We start from the raw sequence: 21,007 nt of genomic DNA, 5'->3' as shown, positions 1-21,007 counted from the left end.
TGAGCCTACCACTCCCCCAGGCCCCTCACACACGCCCCGACGATCCTTCGTCAACGCTGGTACCTGCCGGTCAGACGACCAGCGGGCCACTGATCACCCGTGCCGCCAACGCCAGCAGCAGCACCCCGGTGGCGCGGTTGATCCAGTGGGCGTGGGCCTGCAGCCAGGGCAGTACCCGGGAGTGAGAGAGCCCCAGAGCCACCAGCACATACCAGGCGCCATCGATCATCATGGCGGTGAGCACGATCAGCGCCTGGCCGGCGAGGCTCATGCCGGGCGTGACAAACTGGCTGAGCAGGGCGATGAAGAACAGAATCAGCTTGGGGTTGCCGAGTGCCACCAGCACTCCGTCGCGGGCCGCCTGACGCCGCGTGGTGGTCGCCGCCCCGGCTTCCAGCGGGCCGGCGCGTCCGGCACGCAGCGCCCGGATACCCAGCCAGGCCAGGTAAGCCGCACCGCCCCAGGTGATGACCTGGAACAGCATGGGCTGGCGCACGATCAGCGCCCCCAGCCCCCACACGGTCAGCAGCGCATAGAAGCCGACACCCAGGGCGTGGGAAAGCCCCGCCACGACACCCGGGACACGCCCGCCACCCAGGGTGTGGCGCAGCACCATGGCCAGGCTGGGGCCCGGCGACATGGCGCCCATGGCACACACCGCTGCCAGGGAGAGCCACAGGGAAAAGGGCATAGCAGAGGCCTCAGCGGTGGTACTGCTTCTCGCGCTCGGGCTGCCACAGGATGGCATCCACGCGCAGGTGGACCTGGCCGCCATCGGGCAGCGGCCAGTCGATGGTGTCGCCGACCCGCATGCCGATCAGGCCGGCGCCCACCGGTGCCATCACCGAGATGGCATCTTCCACATCGCCCAGCGAGCGAGGATAGACCAGGGTGCGAATCATCTGGCGCCCGCGGGCCAGGTCGGTGAACTGGACGCGGCTGTTCATGCTGACCACATCCTCGGGAATTTCCTCGGGATCAACCACCTCGCCGCGCTCGAGCTCCTGCTCGAGGGCATCAGCCACGAAGAGATCCTTGTCGCTGGCCTCATCGATCAGGCGCTGCAGACGATCGGCATCGAGCCGGTTGATGATGAGCGGGGGACGGGACTGCATGGCACCTCCTGAACGCTGATAAACGTTGTTTGTACGCTTATCGTGGTATCCAACGAAAACAGCCCTCCACCCGCAAGCGGGCGAAGGACTGTGAACCACCACCATACGACATCCTGCGACGGTGCAACAGTCCTGTCGCCCGGCTCCGGGCTGCAGCCCTCTTCACCAGCGGCTAGACTGGAGCCCCTTTCGCTATGGAGTGCCCCATGTCGGTTCGACTCTTCGCCTGGTTGATGATCGGCCTCGGCGTGCTGCTGCCCTTTGTGGGCTGGCAAGCGGCCAGCCCGGTGGGCTTCGTCGGCCCCGTGCTGGTACTGCTGGGGATCCTGCTACTGGTCACGCGCCGCCAACGTGGCCGCTGAGCGGGGACCCACCAGCCTGAGCGCCCTGCTGGAGCGGGTCAGGCAAGCCGGATCTCGAGAAGCCAGCGTCAGCCTCGGCGCCATCCTGGAGGCCGTCGGCCGTCGCAGCTTCGCCCCCTTCCTGCTGCTCGCCGGGCTGGTGACCCTGGCACCGCTGGTCGGCGACGTGCCGGGCGTGCCGACGCTGATGGCCAGCCTGGTGCTGCTCGCGAGCAGCCAGCTGCTGGCCGGGAGACGCAGCATCTGGCTGCCGCACTGGCTGCTGCAGCGCCGGGTGTCACGGCCGCGCTTCCATCGCGTGCTGGCCTGGCTGGAACGCCCGGCGGCCTGGACGGACCGCCTGCTGCATCAACGCCTGACGGCGCTCACCCGCCCGCCGGCCCATTTCGCCGTGGCCCTGATCTGCCTGGTGATCGCGCTGGCCATGCCGCCCATGGAGTTCATCCCGTTCAGCGCCAACGGCGCCGGCCTCGCCCTGACCCTGTTCGGCCTGGCACTGCTCGCCGATGACGGCCTCTTCGCCCTGGCGGGCTACCTGCTGACCGGGGGCACCCTGGCCATCGTGGTGGTAAGCGTGATGGGGTAACGCGGCGGTCAGGAGGCGGCGCGGGTCAGGTCGTGGAAGTGAATGCCGGTCGCCTTGATGACGGCGGTCATGGTGCGCAGGGTCGGGTTCCCCCTGGGTGACAATGCCCGGTACAGACTCTCGCGTGAGACCTTGGCACGCTCAGCCACGGCAGCCATGCCGCCCTGGGCTTCCACCACATGACGCAGCGCCAGCAGAAAGGCAGACTCTCCCCCCTCCTCGTCCAGCTCATCGAAGGCGGTCCGCAGGTAATCGACCGCCATGCCAGGGTCATCACGCAGCATCTCGATTACAGCAGTGTCGTGGCTTTTCATGTTCGCGCTCTCCTCCGGTGGTCTTTCAGAAACGCCTTCGCCTGCTCGATGTCAGCCTGCTGGCGCTTCTTGGTGCCACCGATCAACAACATCACCAGGCGTCTGCCCACCTTGGCGTAATACACGCGGTAGCCAGGGCCGTAGTCGATTCGAAGCTCCAGCACTCCATCTCCAACGGCCTTGGTGTCGCCGGCATTGCCGGCGGCCAAACGGTTGAGACGAGTCAGCACCCGCATGGCTGCCTGACGATCCTTGCCCTTGGTGGCATCCAGCCAGGCTTGAAACGGATCGTGGCCGTCAGCGGTGAGGTAATGCGTAAGCTCCATCATCGGGCGCATTGTAGCTTAAAAACTACAAAAGCATGCAAGGAGACAGCCTCAAGAAGGCGCTGACGACGCCCTCCCTCTGCTCCTTGGGTAACGTGGAAGCGAGAGGTAACGGCGAAAACGCTGACGGCCGCCTGCGGGGAAGGCAGGCGGCCGTCGTCATGATAGAGGGGCTGGTACCGGCGGTCGGACTCGAACCGACAAGGGCTTGCGCCCGGCGGATTTTGAATCCGCTGCGTCTACCAATTCCGCCACGCCGGCAACGCCGCGAGCATTATACGTGGGCCGCCCGGCAGGTCAATCTCGGGCCTGACTTCGCGCCAGCGAGCCGGTATCCTAGGCGGCTTGCCAGAAACCACCGGACCCCGAACCGCATGCAGCGCGCCGACTTCCATTTCGAGCTTCCCGACGAGCTGATCGCCCGCTATCCCTCCGAGCAGCGCACCGACTGCCGGCTGCTGTGCGTGGACGGCACGAGCGGCACGCTGACCCACCGTCGCTTCCCGGACCTGCTCGAGCTCCTCGAACCCGGCGACCTGCTGGTGTTCAACGATACCCGGGTGATCCCGGCGCGGCTGCACGGCCACAAGGCCAGCGGCGGCAAGGTGGAGATGCTCCTCGAGCGTCCCCTGGATGCCCACCGCGGCCTGGCCCACCTGCGCTCCAGCAAGTCCCCGAGACCCGGTACCGAGCTGATCTTCGAGGGCGATGTGCGTGCCGTGGTGGAGGGTCGCCGCGACGCCCTGTTCGAGCTGCGCTTCCTCGGCGACACCCCGCTGATCGAGCTCCTCGAGCGCCACGGCCATATGCCGCTGCCACCCTATATCGACCGCGACGACGAGCGCAGCGACCGCGAGCGCTACCAGACCGTCTATGCGCGTCGCGACGGCGCGGTGGCCGCCCCCACCGCCGGGCTGCACTTCGACGAGCCGCTGCTCGCGGCACTTGCCGAGAAGGGCATCGAGCGCGCCTTCGTCACCCTGCACGTGGGCGCCGGCACCTTCCAGCCGGTGCGCGTCGACGATATCCGCGAGCACCAGATGCACAGCGAGTGGCTGGAGGTGGACGAGGCCACTTGCGAGCAGGTGCGGGCCGCGCGGGCCGCGGGCCGCCGCGTGATAGCCGTGGGCACCACCAGCGTGCGCTGCCTGGAGAGCGCCACCGACGCGGCCGGCGAGATCGCTCCCTACCGCGGCGAGACCGACATCTTCATCTATCCCGGCTACGAGTGGCGCTGCGTGGACGCCCTGATCACCAACTTCCACCTGCCGGAGTCCACCCTGCTGATGCTGGTGGCCTCCTTCGCCGGCTACGACACCACCCTGGCCGCCTATCGCGAGGCGGTGGCCGAGCGCTACGCCTTCTTCAGCTATGGCGATGCCATGTTCCTGACCCGCCAGCGTTCCTGACCCGAGACCGATCATGCGTGATGAATGCTTCATGACCTTCGAGCGCCTGGCCAGCGATGGCCGGGCGCGCCGCGGCCGCCTCACCTTTCCCCGGGGCAGCGTCGAGACACCCGCCTTCATGCCGGTGGGCACCTACGGCACCGTCAAGGGGATGACGCCGGAGTCGGTTGCCGAGATCGGCGCCGAGATCATCCTCGGCAACACCTTCCACCTGTGGCTGCGTCCCGGCATGGAGGTGATCGAGGCCCACGGCGACCTGCATGACTTCGCCCAGTGGCAGAAACCGATCCTCACCGACTCCGGCGGCTTCCAGGTCTTCTCGCTGGGCGCCATGCGCAAGATCACCGAACAGGGCGTGCACTTCCGCTCGCCGGTGGACGGCGCCAAGGTCTTCATGGGCCCGGAGGAGTCCATGGCGGTACAGCGCTCACTGGGCTCCGACGTGGTGATGATCTTCGACGAGTGCACCCCCTACCCCGCCACCGAGAAGGAGGCGCGCCTCTCAATGGAGCGCTCGCTGCGCTGGGCAAGCCGATCGCGGGAGGCCCACGGCAGCTCCCCCTCGGCGCTGTTCGGCATCGTCCAGGGTGGCATGTACCCGGAGCTACGCGAGCGCTCCCTCGCGGGGCTACAGGAGATCGGCTTCGACGGCCTGGCCATCGGCGGCCTCTCGGTGGGCGAGCCCAAGGAGGAGATGATCAAGGTCCTCGACTACCTTCCCGCCTGGATGCCGGAAGACAAGCCCCGCTACCTGATGGGCGTGGGCAAGCCCGAGGACCTGGTGGAGGGCGTGCGCCGTGGCATCGACATGTTCGACTGCGTGATGCCGACCCGCAACGCGCGCAACGGCCACCTGTTCACGGCCGAGGGCACGGTGAAGATCCGCAACGCCAAGCACCGCCACGACACCGGCCCGCTGGAGGCAGAGTGCGACTGTTACACCTGCCAGCACTTCTCCCGGGCCTATCTGCACCACCTCGATCGCTGCGGCGAGATGCTCGGTTCGATGCTCAATACGATCCACAATCTGCGCCACTACCAGCGACTGATGGCCAGTTTGCGCGGTGCCATTGAAGCGGGTACATTGACCCACTTCGTGGAAGGCTTCTATGCCCGGCGCGGCCTGCCGGTGCCTCCCGCCCCGAATTGACAGCCACCGGTGCGCGCCCTGAGGGCCGGGCACCGGTTGCCACTGCCCCGCAAAGGCGCGGCAGACCCCCTTACCCATCCCAACCAGGAGACCCACATCCATGCTGGATTTCTTTATCGCGCCGGCCTACGCCCAGGACGCTCCCGCCGGCGGTGGCATCGCCCAGATCGTCATGCTGGTCGGCTTCGTTGCCATCTTCTACTTCCTGCTGTGGCGCCCCCAGGCCAAGCGCGCCAAGCAGCACAAGCAGCTGATCGCCGGCCTCTCCAAGGGTGACGAGGTCGTCATCGGCGGCGGCATGCTGGGGCGCATCACCAAGGTCAGCGACGACAGCGAGTTCCTGGCCATGGAGATCGCCGAGGGCACCCAGGTCAACGTGCAGAAGAGCGCCGTGGCCGCCGTGCTGCCCAAGGGCACCATCAAGTCCATCTGACCCGTGTCCTGTCCGGCCCCGGCTGCTTCACGCCGTCGGGCCGCCCTTCGACCGCCGCCGGCACTACCGGCGGCGGTCGTGGCGTGATCGCGTCAGCTCCCCTGCTTTTCAGCAACCTATCGTCAGCTACCTAGGACAGGGCCCGCATGCTCAACCGTTATCCCCTGTGGAAGTATCTGCTGATACTCATCGTCCTGCTCGTCGGCCTGGTCTACTCGCTGCCCAATCTCTTCCCGGAAGATCCGGCGATCCAGATCAGCAGCGAACGCGGCGACGCCACTGTCGATGAACGCCAGCTCGAGAGTATCCAGGCGTCCCTGAACGATGCCGGCATCGAGATCAAGAACATCGAACGCAGCCAGACCAGCACCCTGCTGCGCCTGCGCACCCCCGACGCTCAGCTCGCCGCCCGCGACCGCGTCGCCGCCATGCTCGGCGAGGAGTATGTGGTCGCGCTCAACCTGGCCGAGTCGACCCCCGAGTGGCTGCAGTCGCTCTCCGCCTCGCCGATGACCCTGGGCCTCGACCTGCGCGGCGGCGTGCACTTCCTGCTGGAAGTGGACATGGCGGCAGCCGTCAGCCAGCGCCTGGAGGTCAACGCCAGTGCCATGCGCGAGCTGCTGCGCGACGAGCGCATCCGCTACCGCGACACCGAGATCGACGACCGCACCCTGACACTGACCTTCACCGATGCCGAGGATCGCGATACCGCGCGAAGCCTGATCAGCCGTGAGTTCCCCGACTTCCAGTACGAGAACCAGGGGGATGGTCGTGGTGCTGCCCTGGCCATGACGCTCACCGACCAGGCGGTCAACGAGATCCAGGACTACGCCATCAACCAGAACCTCACCACCCTGCGCAACCGGGTGAACGAGCTGGGCGTGGCGGAGCCGCTGGTGCAGCGCCAGGGACCGGATCGCATCGTGGTGGAACTGCCCGGCGTGCAGGATACCGCCGAGGCTAAGCGCATCGTCGGCGCCACCGCCAACCTGGAGTTCCGTCTCGAGGCCCGGCCCGACACGCCGGACAGCGAAACCGAGAGCTTCCCGTTCCGCAATCAGCCGTCGCGCAGCGCCGACCTGATGCGCGACGTGATCATCACCGGTGACCAGGTCTCCAACGCCAACCGCAGCTTCGACGAGAACGGTCGCCCTCAGGTCAACATCGACCTGGATGGCACCGGCGGCACCCTGATGAACCGTGCCACCCGCACCAACATCGGTCGCAACATGGCGGTCGTCTACATCGAGCACAAGACCCGCGACAGCGTGGAGATGGTCGATGGCGAGGAGACGGTGGTCCGCGACCCCTACACCGAACGCGGCATCATCAGCCTGGCCACCATCCAGAGCGCGCTGGGCAACAGTTTCCGCATCACCGGGCTCGACTCGCCCACCGAGGCGGCGGAGCTCTCCCTGCTGCTGCGCTCGGGCTCGCTGGCCGCCCCGATCTACTTCGTGCAGGAGCGCACCATCGGCCCGAGCCTGGGCGCCGAGAACATCGAGCGTGGCGTGATGTCGGTGCAGATCGGCCTGCTGCTGGTGGTGCTGTTCATGCTGATTCGCTACAAGGTGTTCGGCATCTTCGCCAACCTGGCCCTGGCGCTCAACCTGACCCTGCTGGTGGCGGCGATGTCGATGCTCGGCGCCACCCTCACGCTGCCCGGCATCGCCGGCATCGTACTGACGCTGGGGATGGCGGTGGACGCCAACGTGCTGATCTTCGAGCGGATACGCGAGGAGCTGCGCACGGGGCTCTCGGTGCAGCAGGCGATACACGCCGGCTACGAGCGCGCCTTCACCTCCATCGTCGACGCCAACATCACCACCCTGCTGGTGGCGGTGATCCTGTTCTCGATCGGCACCGGACCGGTCAAGGGCTTCGCCGTGACCCTGTCGCTGGGCATCCTCACCTCGTTGTTCACCGCCCTGGTGGTGACCCGCGCCATGGTGAACCTCGCCTACGGCGGCAAGCCGGTCAAGAAGCTCTGGATCTGAGAGGTAATCATGAAAACCCTGGTCAATAGACAGCTCGACTTCATGGGCAAGCGGAAGGCCGCCTTCGCGGTCTCCGGCCTGCTGATCCTGGCGTCGATCGTCGCGCTGCTGCTCCAGCAGCTCAACCTGGGCCTGGACTTCACCGGCGGAACCCTGGTGGAGGTGCGCTACGCCGTGGCGCCCTCCCTGGACGCGGTGCGCCAGGCCCTGGAGGCCGCGGAGTTCCGCGATGTCTCGGTGCAGACCTTCGGCGCCGCCAACGAGGTGCTGATCCGTCTGCAGCAGGCCTTCGATGCCGACGTGGGCGACCGCGTGGTGGAGCTGCTGCGCCGCAGTGGCGAGGAGGTCGACCTGGTGCGCGCCGAGTTCGTCGGCGCCCAGGTGGGCGACCAGCTCCGCGACCAGAGCGGGCTGGGCCTGCTGGTCGCGCTGGGCATCGTGATGCTCTACGTGGCCTTCCGCTTCCAGTACAAGTTCGCCATCGGCGCACTGCTGGCGCTGCTGCATGACGTGATCATCGTGGTCGGCGCCTTCGCACTGTTCCAGTGGGAGTTCGACCTCACTGTGCTGGCCGCGGTACTGGCGGTGATCGGCTACTCGCTCAACGACACCATCGTGGTCTACGACCGCATTCGCGAGAATATCCGCAAGTCACGCATCGACGACATGCCGGCGATCTTCAACGAATCGCTCAACCAGACCCTGTCGCGCACCCTGGCCACCTCCGGTACCACCCTGCTGGTGCTGGTGGCGCTGCTGGCGCTGGGCGGAGACATGATCGAGGGCTTCGCCATCGCCCTTATCCTCGGCGTGGTGGTGGGTACCTACTCCTCCATCTATGTCTCGGGCGCCCTGCTGCTGCCGCTGGGACTCAGCCGCGAGGACCTGATTCCGGCAAGGAAGGAGGACCCCGAGGCCGAGGAGCTGCCCTGAGCGGCAGGCCTGCCGGGCCGAACGACAGCGCCCCCGCCGAGTCATCGGCGGGGGCGCTGTCGTTTCAGGGGCCCGATTATCCGCGGCTCAGTTGGCCTGGCGCCAGCCACCCAGCACCCGCTGGTCGGGACCGAAGAACACCAGCCGATCGTGGTCGATCAGGTAGCGGTAGGCGGTCTCCAGCATCGCCGTCACCCGGGCGGCATCCTCCAGCTGGGGGCAGCCACGCCGCGTGGTGGCGAGCTCGGTGACCTCGATACGCTGGCTGTCGCCGAGGCGTACCCGGCCACGCATCTCGTTGCAGCCGTCGCTGCCCACCAGGCGACCCTCGCGGTCGATCTCGAACCAGGGGGGCTCGGGCATCGAGAGCCGCTCGCTGGTGCCCACCAGCAGCAGGTTCCAGCGCTGCTCCACCAGCGGCCCCTCCAGGGCGCCGGAAGAGTCCTCGCTGGGAGCCGGGGAGCGACTGCCGCAGGCGGCCAGCAGAGCGGCGGCAGCCAGCACCAGCAGCGGGCGAGCCTTGCGCATCGGTTGTGCCGTTACCATGTGCCGGTGTTCTCCATGGAGGCCCAGGGTTCGCGGGGCGGCTGTGCCTCGCCCTTCTGCAGCAGCTCCACCGAGATGCCGTCGGGGCTCCTGACGAAGGCCATATGGCCGTCACGGGGCGGGCGATTGATGGTCACGCCAGCGCTCTGCAACTTCTCGCACAGGGCGTAGATGTCCTCCACCCGGTAGGCCAGGTGGCCGAAGTTGCGTCCGCCGCCGTACTCCTCCGGATCCCAGTTCCAGGTCAGCTCCAGCTCCGGGGCCTGGAGTTCGCTGGAGCGCGCCTCGTCATCGGGCGCGGCGAGGAAGACCAGGGTGAAGCGCCCCTTCTCGTTCTCCTTGCGGCGCACCTCCCTGAGGCCCAGCAGGTCGCAGTAGAAGTGCAGCGAGGCGTCCAGGTCACTGACGCGCACCATGGTGTGCAGGTACTGCATATCGGACTCCTTGTCGTGTGGCGTGAGTCGTGTAGCGTGAATGGGCAGTGTAAACCCGATGGGAGCGGCGCGTAATGGGGAGATCCAAGCATGAGCGACTACTGTGACATGGCGCCGGGACATCCGTTTCACGGCCCCTACCACGACCATGAGTACGGCTTCCCGGTGGCCGATGACGACTCCCTGTTCGAGCGCCTGGCTCTCGAGATCAACCAGGCGGGGCTCTCCTGGCTCACCGTGCTGAAGAAGCGGGAGGCGTTCCAGCACGCCTTCGAGGGCTTCGATATCGACCGGGTGGCCGCCTACGGCGAGGCCGAGCGCGCCCGGCTGCTCGCCGACTCCGGGATCATCCGCAATCGTCTGAAGGTCGAGGCGGTGATCCACAACGCCGGTGTACTCCAGACCCTGCGCGACGCCCACGGCAGCTTCCGCGGCTGGCTCGACCATCACCATTCTCTGCCCCACGCCGACTGGGTCAGGCTCTTCAAGCGCACCTTCAAGTTCACCGGACCGGAGATCACCGGGGAGTTCCTGATGAGTACCGGCTACCTGCCCGGCGCCCACCGTGACGACTGTCCGGTGCAGGCGCGCATCCTCGCCGCCGGGCCGCGCTGGGCGGATACGTAAAGGATGTTCAGAATTACCGCTCAGGGCTGTTCCGTCGACAAGCCTGCGGGGAGGTTGACACTAGCTGTCAGACACAAGGGAACCCACCCACCGTCCATGGCATCATAGTCGGGCACTCTCAGCGAGGAACGCCTCCTGATGGATTCGATTACCCAGGCCGCGCTGGGCGCCGCCGTGGGCGGTGCCGTGCTCGGCCGCCGGCTGGGCCGCAAGGCGGTGCTGATCGGTGCCGTGCTCGGCACCCTTCCCGACCTGGACGTGGTGATCGACTACGGCGATGCCGTGGCCAACGTCACCGAGCATCGCGGCTTCTCCCATTCGCTGTTCGTGCTGGCGGGGCTTGCCGCGGCACTGACGCTGCTCTCGGCGCGCTTCGCCCCGGCCCGGGACATCTCCCCGGGCCGCTGGGCGACCTTCTTCGGCCTCTGCCTGCTGACCCACCCGCTGCTCGATGCCCTGACCACCTATGGCACCCAACTCCTCTGGCCACTGGAGCTGCCGCCCGTGGCCTGGCCCATCGTCTTCATCATCGACCCGCTGGTCACGCTGCCGCTGCTGGTGGGGATCGGGGTCGCCCTGGTCACCGGCAACGGCCAGCGCGCCCCGGCCCGGGGGCTGGCACTGGCGGGGACCTACCTGATGCTGGCCTTCGGTGCCAAGCAACTGGTGGAGCATCGGCTAGAGCCTGAACTGGCCAAACGGGGCCTGGAAGCAGCACCACGCCTTGTCCAGCCCACGCCCTTCAACAGCCTGCTGTGGCGGGTCACGGTGGTGGACGGCGATGACCATCATGAGCTGCTCATGGGGGTACTGGACGGAGACACACCGCCGTCGGTGGAGACCTTCCGGCGAGGTGCCGAGCTGGAGGCCGAGGCACTGGCGAGCGATCGCGGCGCCCGGCTGGACTGGTTTGCCGGCCCCTTCCTGCGCTACGAGACCCGAGTGCTCGAAGGGCGCGAGACCCTGGTGGCCACCGACCTGCGCCTGGGCTTTCCCGGCTTCCACCCCTTCGCCTTCACCCTGGCCACCCGGGAGGGGGGCGACTGGCAGCCGGTAGCGGTCTCTGAACAGCTTCCCTCCCCCTCGAAGGGGAACCGGGAGGCGCTGTCCCGACTGGCGGGACGCGCCCTGTCACCTCAATCTGCGCTGTGCACCAGCGAGTTTGTGGCCGCAGGCTGGCTGCGGGAGGCACCTGCCGGCTGCTGATCTTCGCCATGCATAACGCAGCGGGGCGGCCATCTGGCCGCCCCGCTGCGTTGCATCCCTTCGGCTGATGTCGCCTTACAGGCGCTCGACCAGGCCCTCGATGGCCTGCCGGGCCTCCTTGAGAGCCGACTCGCGATGGTTCTCGCCCATGTTGAGCCCCTCGGCGAATACGGTGTCCACCTCGGTGATGCCCATCATGCCCAGCATCAGCTTGAGGTGCGGGGTCTGGGTGTCCTTCTCGGTGCCGGCATACTGGCCGCCGCGAGCCGCCAGGATCACCGCACGCTTGCCCTCGACCAGGCCCTGGGGACCGTTCTCGGTGTAGCGGAAGGTCTCGCCGGCACGCATCACGCGGTCGAACCAGGACTTGAGCTGGCTGGGGATGCCCAGGTTGTACATCGGCACCGCCAGCACCACCAAGTCATGGTCGCGAAGCTCGTCGATCAGGGCGTCGGAGCGCGCGGCCAGCTCGCGCTGCTCGGCGCTGCGCTCCTCCGCGGCGACCTGCCAGCTGCCCAGCTCGGCCAGGCCAAGATGGGGCAGCTCATCGGCCACCAGATCACGGTGGGTCACCGCGAGGTCATCGCGCCCCTCCGCCTGGGCGATGAAGTGCTCGGCGAGGCCCTTGGACTGGCCGTTCTCGGCGAGAATGGACGCGGTAATCACGAGTGCTCGGGTAGTCATGGCGATCTCCTCCAGCGGGAATCAGGAATATGATCGCCATGATAGATGAATCCATTGCAACGAAAAGCGCAAAAAACCGCAGTCCACGTTCGACAAAAACGAAAAATTCGCTCGAATCGCCAGGCCGCGTGAAAAGCACCGAGCCCCGGTCAGGGGGCGATGCCCTGGCCGCAGCCGCGATACTGCTCACCGTCCACGCTCAGGGTGACCCGTGCCGGGAAGGGCTCGCCGCTCATGTCATCGAAGCAGGCCCGGGCCTCGATACGCAGCTCGAAGGGGGTGTCACCGCGGCCGCTGGCCAGGATCACCCGACCTGCCTCGTTGTCCATGGTGGTGACCCGGTAGGGCAACGTCTGCTCGCGGCTGCCGTAATCGAGGCTGAGATGCACCTCGGGCCGGTCGTGGGCGAGGCTCGCCATCCAACCCGGCTCGTTGCCCCGGGCATGGAACATCACACCGGGACGCTGCTCGCGTGTCAGTGCCTGGCGCCGCATGCTCGCCCGGCACTCCAGCCGGCCACGGGGCGTCTCCACAACCGCCTCGTCGCCCTTGTTCCAGAAGCTGATCCCGTCACGCTCGAAGCGCGCACCGCTGGCCACCACGGCTGGCGCCAGGCGCCAGGCACCATGGGTCGACCACAGTCGCAGCTCACCTTCGGGGGCAGGGTCGGCAGTCACCAGCCCCTGGTCCGGGGTGCAGCGCCAGGCGGTGAAGGCCTCGGCGCCGCCGGAGAACAACACCGAGGGCAGCAGCGGGGCGTGATCGCCCGAGGTGATCGGCGCGGGAGCGGTGGCACAGCCACCCAGCAGCAGCGACAGGCCGAGGACGGCGGGGACGAGTGGGCGAGGCATGGCATCTCCTTGCGGGGGTTGCAGTTCCATGATGGGTCGAGCATAACAGCCCCCGCGACACCCGACCTCCATTCACGGCTCACGGCTGCCGCACCGCCGGGCCAAGCACTCAGCCGTAGCGTCGCCGCAGCCGCTGCGCGGCCTCCACCATATTGGCCAGGGCCGGCGCCACCTCCTCCCAGCGGCGCGTCTTGAGGCCGCAGTCGGGATTGACCCACAGTCGCTCGGCTGGGATGCGCTCGGCGGCCTTCTCGATCAGCGCCACCATGGCCTCCACCTCGGGGACGTTGGGCGAGTGGATATCGTAGACGCCGGGTCCGATCTCGTTGGGATAGGCGAAGTCGTGGAAGGCATCGAGCAGCTCCATGTCCGAACGCGAGGTCTCGATGGTGATGACATCGGCATCGAGGGCGGCGATGGACTCGATGATGTCGTTGAACTCCGCATAGCACATATGGGTGTGGATCTGCGTCTCGTCGGCGACGCCCGAGGCGGCCAGCCGGAAGCACTCCACCGCCCAGGTCAGGTAGCCCTGCCATCGGGAGCGGCGCAGCGGCAGCCCCTCGCGCAGCGCCGGCTCGTCGATCTGGATGGCGCGGATGCCGGCCCTCTCCAGGTCGAGCACCTCGTCGCGCAGGGCCAAGGCGATCTGCCGGCAGGTGGTCTCGCGGGGCTGGTCATCGCGCACGAAGGCCCACTGCAGCAGGGTCACCGGCCCGGTCAGCATGCCCTTCATGGGCCTGTCGGTGAGCGACTGGGCAAACTCGCTCCAGCGCACCGTGATGGGCCCCGGACGGCTGACATCGCCGACGATGATCGGCGGCTTGACGCAGCGCGAGCCATAGCTCTGCACCCAGCCGAAACGGGTGAAGGCGTAGCCATCGAGCCGCTCCCCGAAGTACTCCACCATATCGTTGCGCTCCGGCTCGCCGTGCACCGGCATGTCGATGCCCAGCGCCTCCTGGCGGGCCACCGCCTGGGCGATCTCCTCCTCCATGCGCGCCTCGTAGGCCTCCCGGGAGAGCTCGCCGGCCTTGGCGGCACGTCGCGCGGCGCGGATGGCATCGGTCTGGGGGAAGGAGCCGATGGTGGTAGTGGGGAACAGCGGCAGGTCCAGCGCCCGACGCTGGGCCAGGGCGCGCCGCGGATAGGGGCTCCGGCGCTCATGATCCGTCGGCTCTACCCCGGCCAGGCGGTCGGCCACCTCGGGGCGATGCAGGCGTGGCGACTCGCGGCGAGCCTGCAGCGCCTCGGTGGCCGACTCCAGGCGCCGCTGGTCGATCTCGCTGGCATTGCCATCGAGCAGCCGCGCCAGGGTCACGGTCTCGTCGAGCTTCTGGCGGGCGAAGGCCAGCCAGCTCTTGAGCTCGGGATCCAGCTCGCCCTCGCGCTCGAGGTCCATCGGCACATGCAGCAGCGAACAGGAGGGGGCGATCCACAGCCGCCTGCCCAGTCGCATGCGGGCCGACGCCAGGCGTTCACGCAGCAGTGCCAGGTCAGCGCGCCAGACGTTGCGGCCATCGATGGCGCCCACCGACAGCACCTTGTAGGCGGGTAGCCGATCGAGCACCCTCTCGAGTTGCTCAGGGTCGCGTACGGCATCGATATGCAGCCCGTCGGTGGGCAGGCCGACGGCCAGGTTCAGGTTATCGCCGAGTCCGCCGAAGTAGCTGGCCAGCAGCAGCTTGACCGGGGCCCGGGCGAGCACGCTGTAGGCGGCCTCATAGGCCTGCTGCCAGGCCTGCGGAAGCTCCTGGACCAGCGCCGGCTCGTCGAGCTGGACCCACTCCACGCCCTGCTCGGCCAGGCGGGCCAGCAGTTCAGCATAGACCGGCACCAGGGCGTCGAGCAGCGCCAGGCGGTCGAAGGCGACCTCGCCCTTCTCCTTGCCCAGCCATAGCCAGGTCAGGGGGCCGAGCAGGGTCACCTTCACCGGGTGACCGAGCGCCCGGGCCTCGTCCACCTGGTCGAACAACCGTGAGCTGGCCAGGCGGAAGGTCTGGTCGGCGTGCAGCTCGGGCACCAGGTAGTGATAGTTGGTATCGAAGTACTTGGTCATCTCGCAGGCCGCCGCAGGCTCGCCGCTGGGCGCGCGGCCACGGGCCATGCGGAAGGCGGTGTCCAGGTCGACCTCGCCACGAGCCACCTCCTCCTCGGCGGCGAAGCGCCCCGGCACGGCGCCCAGTGTCACCGAGAGGTCGAGCATCTGGTCGTAGAAGGCGAAGTCGCCCACCGTCACCAGGTCGAGGCCCGCCCGGCGCTGCTCCTCCCAGTGGCGGGCACGCAGCTCGCGTCCCACGCCCTCCAGTCCCTCGCGGTCGAGGTCACCCTGCCAGTAGCCCTCCACGGCTTTCTTGAGTTCACGATCCGCACCGATGCGGGGATAGCCGGCAATATGAGCCCTGGTCATGTTTCCACCTGTTTGCATGAAGGATACGGCGGATTCTGGCTGGCCATGGGATGTGAATCAAACTAAACTTCTTAATCTTTAAAATGAAAGTGACTCACTCATGCTCGAGCTGCGACACCTCCGCACCCTGATCGCCCTGCGCGACGCCGGCTCCCTGGTGGAGGCGGCCGAACGGGTCCACCTGACCCAGTCGGCCCTCTCCCACCAGATCAAGGACCTGGAGGAGCGACTGGGCAGCCCGCTGTTCGTGCGCAAGACCCGGCCGGTGGAGTTCACCCGGGCCGGCCAGCGGCTACTGACCTTGGCCGAGCAGGTGCTGCCCCAGGTACGCATGGCCGAGCGCGACCTGGCACGGCTGGCCGGCAACGAGCAGGGGCGGCTGCATATGGCCATCGAGTGCCACAGCTGCTTCCAGTGGCTGATGCCCACCATCGACCATTTCCGTGACCACTGGCCGGAGGTGGAGATCGACATTCCCGGCGGACACCACTTCGACCCGCTGCCGGCGCTGGCCCGGGAACAGCTCGACCTGGTGATCACCGCCGACCCCCAGCCGCTTCCCGGGGTGCACTATGAGCCGCTGTTCCGCTATGAGGGACTGCTGGCGGTGGCCCGCCAGCACCACCTGGCCGGCAAGGGCTTCGTCACCCCCGAGGCGCTGGCCGAGGAGACCCTGATCACCTACCCGGTGGAGCACTCGCGGCTGGACGTCTTCACCCAGTTCCTCGACCCGGCGGGGGTGCAGCCAAGGGAGGTGCGTACCGCCGAGCTGACCATCATGATGATGCAGCTGGTGGCCAGCGGCCGCGGGGTCTGTGCGTTGCCCAACTGGGCGCTCACCGAATACCTGGAGCGCGACTACGTGAAGGCCGTGGCACTCGGCGAGAAGGGGGTGTGGAGCACGCTGTTCGCGGCGATTCGCGAGGAGACCCGCAGCGCGCCGTGGATGGAGGATTTCCTGCGCACCGCCCGGGAGACCTCCTTCGCGGTCCTCGACGGCATCAAGCCGGCCTGAGGCTAGCCGAGCTCGTTGCGCTGCGGCAGCAGCAGGGTGAAGCGTGCCCCGCCGAGCTCGGCGCTGTCGTCCACGCTCACGCTGCCGCCATGCCAGCTCATCACCTTGTGCACGATGGAGAGCCCCAGCCCGTAGCCCCCGGCACTTCGCGTGCGACTGTCATCCAGCCGCGCGAAGGGCTTGAAGATCGCCTGGCGTTCGGCCAGTGGCACACCGGGGCCATCGTCCTCCACGTCGATGCGGACCAGGGCATGCTCGCGGCGCACACGGATCAGCACCCGGGAACCGGCATGCCGACAGGCATTGGCCACCAGGTTCTGCACGGCACGCTGCAGGTAGCGAGGCTCGGCCAGCACCTCCACCTCGGCTCCCTCGGCAAGCTCCAGGGCCAGCCGCTCATGCAGCGGGCTCAACGCCTCGATCACCCGCTCCGCCATGGCTCGGCAGTCCACCAGCACGGCATCCATCTCGCGCCCGTTGATGGCATCGCTGCCCAGTCGGGCATAGGTGAGGATTTCGTCGATCAGGCCGTCGAGTTCCTGGATGTCACCATCGACCCCCTGGAGCTGCCGGCGCACCGCCGGTTCGTCGGTCATGTCCTCGACCATCTGCACGGCAAAACGGATTCGCGCCACCGGCGTACGCAACTCGTGAGAGACGGCGCGGATCATGTCCTGCTGGGCACGCAGCAGCGACTGCACCTGGGCGGCCATGCCATTGAGCGCCATGCCCAGGCGGCCGACGAAGTCGGCGCTCTCCACCTTGACCCGGGTATCGAGCCGTCCGGCGGCGATGAGCGATGCCGCCAGTTCCAGGCGTATCATGCGTGCCTCCACGCCGCGCACGATCAGATAGATCGTCACCCCCAGCACGACCAGCATGATCAGCACCAGCAACAGCTGCAACGACCCGGGCATCGGTTCGAAGGCCTGAACCGGACCGATTACCAGCCAGCTGGCGTCGCCACTGCGCTCCTGAAGCGCGAGGTAGATCGCCACCGACCAGCGCCCGGGAAGCAGCTGGATGACCACCTCACCGGCGGTAAGCCGGCGCAGTTGGTAGTCATCCAGGCCGCTGGGCGGGGCTTCCTCCAGGGTGACCGGCAGGTGCCCGCCCGCCATGCGCTCGAGCCTGGCGTGACGCGCAGGAGGCGGCACCGCAGCTAGCCACTCACCGAGCAGCACGGTCAGGCCCCGCAGCTGGTGCTCGCTGAGATTGGTGAGCTCGACCCGCAGCAGACGTTTGCTGTCTGGCAGCAGCGACAGCAGCCGCCAGCCCTGGTCGTCACGAGGTTCCACCAACACCTTGCCACGGGCCAGGCGCTGCCGGGAGAAGTAGCCCAGCGAGGCCTCCTCCAGCAGCCCCACGCTGGCCCGCATGTCCAGGCGCTGTGCCTGGGCATCGAGCCAGGTGCCATGAGCCGCGGGCGGCAGCGCCGAGAGCCGTTCGGCCAGCAGCCGCATCGGCGCCTCGGCCAGCTGCTCGCGATGCGCCTCGCGCCGCACCTGGTCTACCAGCGCCACGCCCAACATACCGAGCCCGAAGGTCAGCAACAGGGCCAGCGCCAACAGGAGGTAGACGCGCAGGAAGGTGCTGTCGGCCAGGACCCGACGCATGGTTCAGGCATCCCTGACGAACAGGTAGCCCTTGCTGCGCACCGTCTTGATGCGGTGCGGCTGATTGGGGTCGTCACCGACCTTGGGGCGGATGCGCGAGACGCGCACGTCGATGGAGCGGTCCTGGCCGTCGTACTTGATGCCGCGCAGCTGGGAGAAGATCTCTTCGCGGGTCAGCACCCTACCGGCGTTGCTGGCCAGCAGCCAGAGCAGGTCGAACTCGGCGCTGGTGAGTTCGATACGCTCGCCCGAAAGCCACGCCTCGCGGGTCGCGTTGTCGATTTCCAGGTCGCCGAAGGCGAGTCGCGTCTCGCCGCTGGCCTCGACGACCTCGGAACGGCGCAGCAGGGCGCGCATGCGCGCCAGCAGCACCCGCGGCTGCACCGGCTTGGCTACATAGTCGTCGGCACCCATCTCAAGGCCCAGCACCTGGTCCATGTCATCGGTGCGCGCGGTGAGCATCAGGATCGGCCCGGAGTAGTCGCTGCGCACCCGGCGGCAAATGGACAGTCCGTCCTCACCGGGCAGCATCAGGTCGAGGATCACCAGATCCGGCTGCAGGGAGAGGATCCTGTCGACGCCGCGGGCACCGTCAGCCTCCAGGGTGACGCGGAAGCCGTTGGCCTCGAGGTAGTCGCGGGTCAGGCCGGCCAGGCGCTCGTCATCCTCGACGATCAGTACGTGGTCCTGCTCACGGGGCTGCAGGCTATCGTCCATCCTCGTGTCAACTCCATGGGTCATTGGATGACGGCTGCCGTGAAGGGGCCTGCCGCCTTTCACTAAAGTGTACCTGAAAACAGGACATCCGCCTGCGCTACCGGCATGGGCAAGGCATGGCGGCGAGGAGGACTGGCGCAGGTCGGCCGCGAGGGATAGCCCGGTCGAGGTATTGCCAGTCCCGGCCAACGCGGCCCACACTGGTCAGGCCTCGCCGGTGCGAGGCCATGCTTCCGGAGACCCACCATGGACAAGAGTGTCATCAAGCGAATCTACGTCCCCACCCATGTACGCACCCTGCCCAACGGCGAGCGGATCACGGTGCCCGGCCACTACAAGGCCCCACCGGAACGCCGCTAGCGCCATGCGACAGCCCATCGTCGGCTACCACCGCGACGAGGAGGGGCACTGGGTCGCCGAGCTGGCCTGTGGCCACAACCAGCATGTGCGCCATCAGCCGCCCTGGGTGGAGCGCCCGTGGGTCACAAGCGATTCGGGGCGACGCTCACGCCTGGGCCTCACCCTCGAGTGCGTCAAATGCGACCGTGGCGAGCCCCGCGACAATACCCTCGACGCCTGATCCATCACGCCTGACACATCGGGCCGCCCGCAGGCGGCCCGATGGCACTCCCCTCCCCCAGGTTCGGCTATCCCTTGGGGCCGAACAGGAACCAGACGATCAGTCCCACCAGCGGGAAGATCAGCAAAACGACGATCCAGATCAGCTTGGCCAGGCCGCTGGCCGAACTCTTGGCTACCTTGACGATGGCCCAGATCACGATGATCAGCCAGATCAGGCTCAGCAGGCCGGTCACTTCGATACCCATCCAGTACCTCCTTGTCACTTTTCCTCGGGCGAATTGCCACTCCTCTATGGGTAGCATAGCCCTGACCAAGGGTACAACCTGGGGCGACTCGCTCTGCCCTCCCCACTCTCAGCGGCAACCAGGCATCACCGGCTCGCCCCACCACCCCGGCAGCCGCCGGCGCACCTCGGGCCGGGCGAAGCGATCGTCCAGCAACACCACCACGCCGCGGTCCTCGGGACCACGTATGACCCGCCCAGCGGCCTGCACCACCTTGACCAGCCCCGGCACCCGATAGGCGTACTCGTCGCCGCGACCGAAGCGGGCCTGGAGGCGCTCCCTCAGCACCTCGTTGAAGGGGTCCACCGGCGGCAGCCCCAGGGTGGCGATGAAGGCGCCCACCAGGCGCTCGCCGGGCAGGTCGATGCCCTCGGCGAAGGCCCCACCCAGCACGGCGAAGCCGATGCCACGGCCATCCGCCGTGAAGCGCGCCAGGAAGGCATCGCGCTCGGCCTCGGCCATGCCGCGGTGCTGGGCCCAGACGGGAATTTCCGGGTGCGTTGCGCCGAAGCGCGTCAACGCCGCCTCCAGGTAGGCAAAGCTGCTGAAGAAGGCCAGGTAGTGGCCCGGACGGCGCGTGTACTGGGCCGCGATCTCCTCGGCGATGGGACCAAGCGAGGCATCGCGATCGCGCAGCCGGGTGGAGAGGTCGGCGCGGATGCGCAGCTCGAGCTGCTCGGCGGCGAAGGGGGATGGCACCTCGCGCCAGACGCTGTCGGCAGGCAGGCCCAGCAGGTCGCGCTGGTAGTCCGGCGGCCCCAGGGTGGCGGAGAACAGCACCGCGCTCCTTGCCGCGGCGAAGCGCGGGGCGAGGAAGTCCGCCGGGATCAGGTTGCGCAGCGCCAGCCGCGCCCTGCCCCGTCCTTCGCGGGTCAGCTCGCACAGGGTGTGGTCGCCGAAGCGCTCCGCCAGGCGCGTGAAGGCCAGCGTCTCGAACAGCAACTCCTGCCACTCGACGCCAAGCTCCGGGCGCTCGCCCAGCGCCTCGGTGAGCGCCCCGGCGAGCCCCTGCAGCACGCCGAGAAGGCCGCCTGGCAGCTCCTCCAGTTGCCGCCAGGCGGGCCGCCCCGGCTCGCCGGCATCCGCCAGCCCCTCCTCGCGCACCAGCGCCTGCCAGTGGCGCTGCAAGCGCCCCAGCGGTGCCTTGAGCGCGGCCGGGGCAGCGCGGCGCAGCCGCGCCAGATCGCGCTGGCGCAGGGTAACGCTGTACATGCCGCGCGCTCGGCCCACCAGGTTGTGGGCCTCGTCCACCAGCAGACCGACCCGCCAGCCGTTCTCCCGGGCCAGGCCATGCAGCAGGGCGTGGTCGTCGAACCAGTGGTTGACGTCACCCACCGTCACGTCGCTCCAGCGAGCCATCTCCTGGCCCAGGTAGTAGGGGCAGACGCCATGCTCGGCGGCCAGCGCCCG

24 protein-coding genes and 1 tRNA gene are annotated in these 21,007 nt (G+C 68.0%); 11 read left to right on the top strand and 14 right to left on the bottom strand.

The genetic code is table 11. The features are described from left to right. Positions 1–70 precede the first annotated feature (70 nt). Both LWH48_RS03410 and rnk read right to left on the bottom strand, forming a co-directional pair. On the bottom strand, positions 71–691 hold the full coding sequence (locus tag LWH48_RS03410) for a LysE family translocator (RefSeq protein WP_232911276.1): 621 nt from the start codon (positions 689–691) through the stop codon (positions 71–73). Between the two features lie 10 nt (positions 692–701). After that, positions 702–1,115 (bottom strand): nucleoside diphosphate kinase regulator, encoded by a 414-nt coding sequence (gene rnk / locus LWH48_RS03405; protein ID WP_023006601.1) that lies wholly within the window; start codon positions 1,113–1,115, stop codon positions 702–704. A gap of 206 nt (positions 1,116–1,321) precedes the next feature. Here rnk and LWH48_RS03400 point away from each other — a divergent pair, with 206 nt between their 5' ends. Beyond that, a complete protein-coding gene (locus tag LWH48_RS03400; protein ID WP_232911275.1) occupies positions 1,322–1,477 on the top strand; it encodes a hypothetical protein in 156 nt (51 codons plus the stop codon). Then, positions 1,467–2,063 carry an exopolysaccharide biosynthesis protein gene (locus tag LWH48_RS03395; RefSeq protein WP_232911274.1) on the top strand — a complete coding sequence of 199 codons (597 nt, stop codon included), beginning with the start codon at positions 1,467–1,469 and terminating at the stop codon, positions 2,061–2,063. Before LWH48_RS03400 ends, LWH48_RS03395 begins: the two co-directional genes overlap by 11 nt. 8 nt (positions 2,064–2,071) lie before the next feature. Here LWH48_RS03395 and LWH48_RS03390 read toward each other — a convergent pair whose 3' ends face one another. From LWH48_RS03390 to LWH48_RS03380, 3 genes are all read right to left on the bottom strand, one after another. Beyond that, positions 2,072–2,377: an addiction module antidote protein gene (locus LWH48_RS03390; RefSeq protein ID WP_023006604.1), complete on the bottom strand. Its 306-nt coding sequence runs from the start codon at positions 2,375–2,377 to the stop codon at positions 2,072–2,074. Next, complete coding sequence (locus tag LWH48_RS03385) at positions 2,374–2,703, bottom strand: type II toxin-antitoxin system RelE/ParE family toxin (protein WP_232911273.1); 330 nt, start codon at positions 2,701–2,703, stop codon at positions 2,374–2,376. Before LWH48_RS03385 ends, LWH48_RS03390 begins: the two co-directional genes overlap by 4 nt. Positions 2,704–2,877: 174 nt before the next feature. After that, positions 2,878–2,964, bottom strand: a tRNA-Leu gene (locus tag LWH48_RS03380). 113 nt (positions 2,965–3,077) lie between these two features. On the opposite strand from LWH48_RS03380, the gene queA reads away from it, so the two are divergent. From queA to secF, 5 genes are all read left to right on the top strand, one after another. Next, the gene (gene queA, locus LWH48_RS03375) at positions 3,078–4,112 is read left to right on the top strand and encodes a tRNA preQ1(34) S-adenosylmethionine ribosyltransferase-isomerase QueA (RefSeq protein WP_232911272.1); all 1,035 of its coding nucleotides are present in this window, start codon (positions 3,078–3,080) and stop codon (positions 4,110–4,112) included. A gap of 31 nt (positions 4,113–4,143) precedes the next feature. Then, positions 4,144–5,262, top strand: a complete 1,119-nt coding sequence (gene tgt, locus LWH48_RS03370; RefSeq protein ID WP_442908294.1) for a tRNA guanosine(34) transglycosylase Tgt — start codon at positions 4,144–4,146, stop codon at positions 5,260–5,262. Positions 5,263–5,362: 100 nt separating this feature from the next. Then, positions 5,363–5,695: a preprotein translocase subunit YajC gene (gene yajC / locus LWH48_RS03365; RefSeq protein ID WP_161430555.1), complete on the top strand. Its 333-nt coding sequence runs from the start codon at positions 5,363–5,365 to the stop codon at positions 5,693–5,695. A 146-nt stretch (positions 5,696–5,841) separates the two neighbouring features. Next, on the top strand, positions 5,842–7,692 hold the full coding sequence (gene secD / locus LWH48_RS03360) for a protein translocase subunit SecD (protein ID WP_232911270.1): 1,851 nt from the start codon (positions 5,842–5,844) through the stop codon (positions 7,690–7,692). 9 nt (positions 7,693–7,701) lie between these two features. Then, positions 7,702–8,625 carry a protein translocase subunit SecF gene (gene secF / locus LWH48_RS03355; protein ID WP_161430551.1) on the top strand — a complete coding sequence of 308 codons (924 nt, stop codon included), beginning with the start codon at positions 7,702–7,704 and terminating at the stop codon, positions 8,623–8,625. A gap of 87 nt (positions 8,626–8,712) precedes the next feature. Here secF and LWH48_RS03350 read toward each other — a convergent pair whose 3' ends face one another. Then, on the bottom strand, positions 8,713–9,171 hold the full coding sequence (locus tag LWH48_RS03350; protein WP_232911269.1) for an META domain-containing protein: 459 nt from the start codon (positions 9,169–9,171) through the stop codon (positions 8,713–8,715). After that, entirely contained in the window at positions 9,165–9,605 is a 441-nt protein-coding gene (locus tag LWH48_RS03345) for a VOC family protein (protein ID WP_232911268.1), read from the bottom strand. The genes LWH48_RS03350 and LWH48_RS03345 overlap by 7 nt, the downstream gene beginning before the upstream one ends. A gap of 90 nt (positions 9,606–9,695) precedes the next feature. On the opposite strand from LWH48_RS03345, the gene LWH48_RS03340 reads away from it, so the two are divergent. Next, positions 9,696–10,232 (top strand): DNA-3-methyladenine glycosylase I, encoded by a 537-nt coding sequence (locus tag LWH48_RS03340; RefSeq protein WP_232911267.1) that lies wholly within the window; start codon positions 9,696–9,698, stop codon positions 10,230–10,232. Positions 10,233–10,370: 138 nt separating this feature from the next. Further along, positions 10,371–11,438: a metal-dependent hydrolase gene (locus LWH48_RS03335; RefSeq protein ID WP_232911266.1), complete on the top strand. Its 1,068-nt coding sequence runs from the start codon at positions 10,371–10,373 to the stop codon at positions 11,436–11,438. A gap of 75 nt (positions 11,439–11,513) precedes the next feature. Here the strand turns inward: LWH48_RS03335 and LWH48_RS03330 are convergent, their stop codons facing one another. The 3 genes from LWH48_RS03330 to metE all read right to left on the bottom strand — a co-directional run bounded on the left by LWH48_RS03330 (position 11,514) and on the right by metE (position 15,383). Then, on the bottom strand, positions 11,514–12,122 hold the full coding sequence (locus LWH48_RS03330; RefSeq protein ID WP_232911265.1) for an FMN-dependent NADH-azoreductase: 609 nt from the start codon (positions 12,120–12,122) through the stop codon (positions 11,514–11,516). Positions 12,123–12,271: 149 nt separating this feature from the next. Continuing rightward, positions 12,272–12,973: a COG3650 family protein gene (locus tag LWH48_RS03325; RefSeq protein ID WP_161430543.1), complete on the bottom strand. Its 702-nt coding sequence runs from the start codon at positions 12,971–12,973 to the stop codon at positions 12,272–12,274. 109 nt (positions 12,974–13,082) lie between these two features. After that, positions 13,083–15,383 carry a 5-methyltetrahydropteroyltriglutamate--homocysteine S-methyltransferase gene (metE, locus tag LWH48_RS03320; RefSeq protein WP_232911264.1) on the bottom strand — a complete coding sequence of 767 codons (2,301 nt, stop codon included), beginning with the start codon at positions 15,381–15,383 and terminating at the stop codon, positions 13,083–13,085. A 100-nt stretch (positions 15,384–15,483) separates the two neighbouring features. On the opposite strand from metE, the gene LWH48_RS03315 reads away from it, so the two are divergent. After that, positions 15,484–16,398: a LysR family transcriptional regulator gene (locus tag LWH48_RS03315; RefSeq protein ID WP_161430539.1), complete on the top strand. Its 915-nt coding sequence runs from the start codon at positions 15,484–15,486 to the stop codon at positions 16,396–16,398. Positions 16,399–16,400: 2 nt separating this feature from the next. On the opposite strand, the gene LWH48_RS03310 is transcribed toward LWH48_RS03315, so the two are convergent. Together LWH48_RS03310 and LWH48_RS03305 are read right to left on the bottom strand one after the other, a co-directional pair. Continuing rightward, positions 16,401–18,014, bottom strand: a complete 1,614-nt coding sequence (locus LWH48_RS03310; RefSeq protein WP_232911263.1) for an ATP-binding protein — start codon at positions 18,012–18,014, stop codon at positions 16,401–16,403. 3 nt (positions 18,015–18,017) lie between these two features. Next, positions 18,018–18,731, bottom strand: coding sequence for a winged helix-turn-helix domain-containing protein (locus LWH48_RS03305; RefSeq protein ID WP_232911262.1), 714 nt, complete (start codon positions 18,729–18,731; stop codon positions 18,018–18,020). A gap of 364 nt (positions 18,732–19,095) precedes the next feature. Here LWH48_RS03305 and LWH48_RS03300 point away from each other — a divergent pair, with 364 nt between their 5' ends. After that, entirely contained in the window at positions 19,096–19,311 is a 216-nt protein-coding gene (locus tag LWH48_RS03300; RefSeq protein ID WP_232911261.1) for a DUF3565 domain-containing protein, read from the top strand. Between the two features lie 67 nt (positions 19,312–19,378). Here LWH48_RS03300 and LWH48_RS03295 read toward each other — a convergent pair whose 3' ends face one another. Continuing rightward, a complete protein-coding gene (locus LWH48_RS03295) occupies positions 19,379–19,558 on the bottom strand; it encodes a PLDc N-terminal domain-containing protein (protein WP_161430531.1) in 180 nt (59 codons plus the stop codon). 108 nt (positions 19,559–19,666) lie between these two features. Next, a partial coding sequence (locus tag LWH48_RS03290) for an ATP-dependent DNA helicase (RefSeq protein ID WP_232911260.1) occupies positions 19,667–21,007 on the bottom strand: 1,341 nt, incomplete at its 5' end.

Origin of the sequence: Halomonas sp. G15 (genome assembly GCF_021282295.1) — a bacterium.
GTDB classification, from domain to species: Bacteria; Pseudomonadota; Gammaproteobacteria; order Pseudomonadales; family Halomonadaceae; genus Halomonas; species Halomonas alimentaria.
This window is presented reverse-complemented; position numbering and strand designations above follow the sequence as displayed.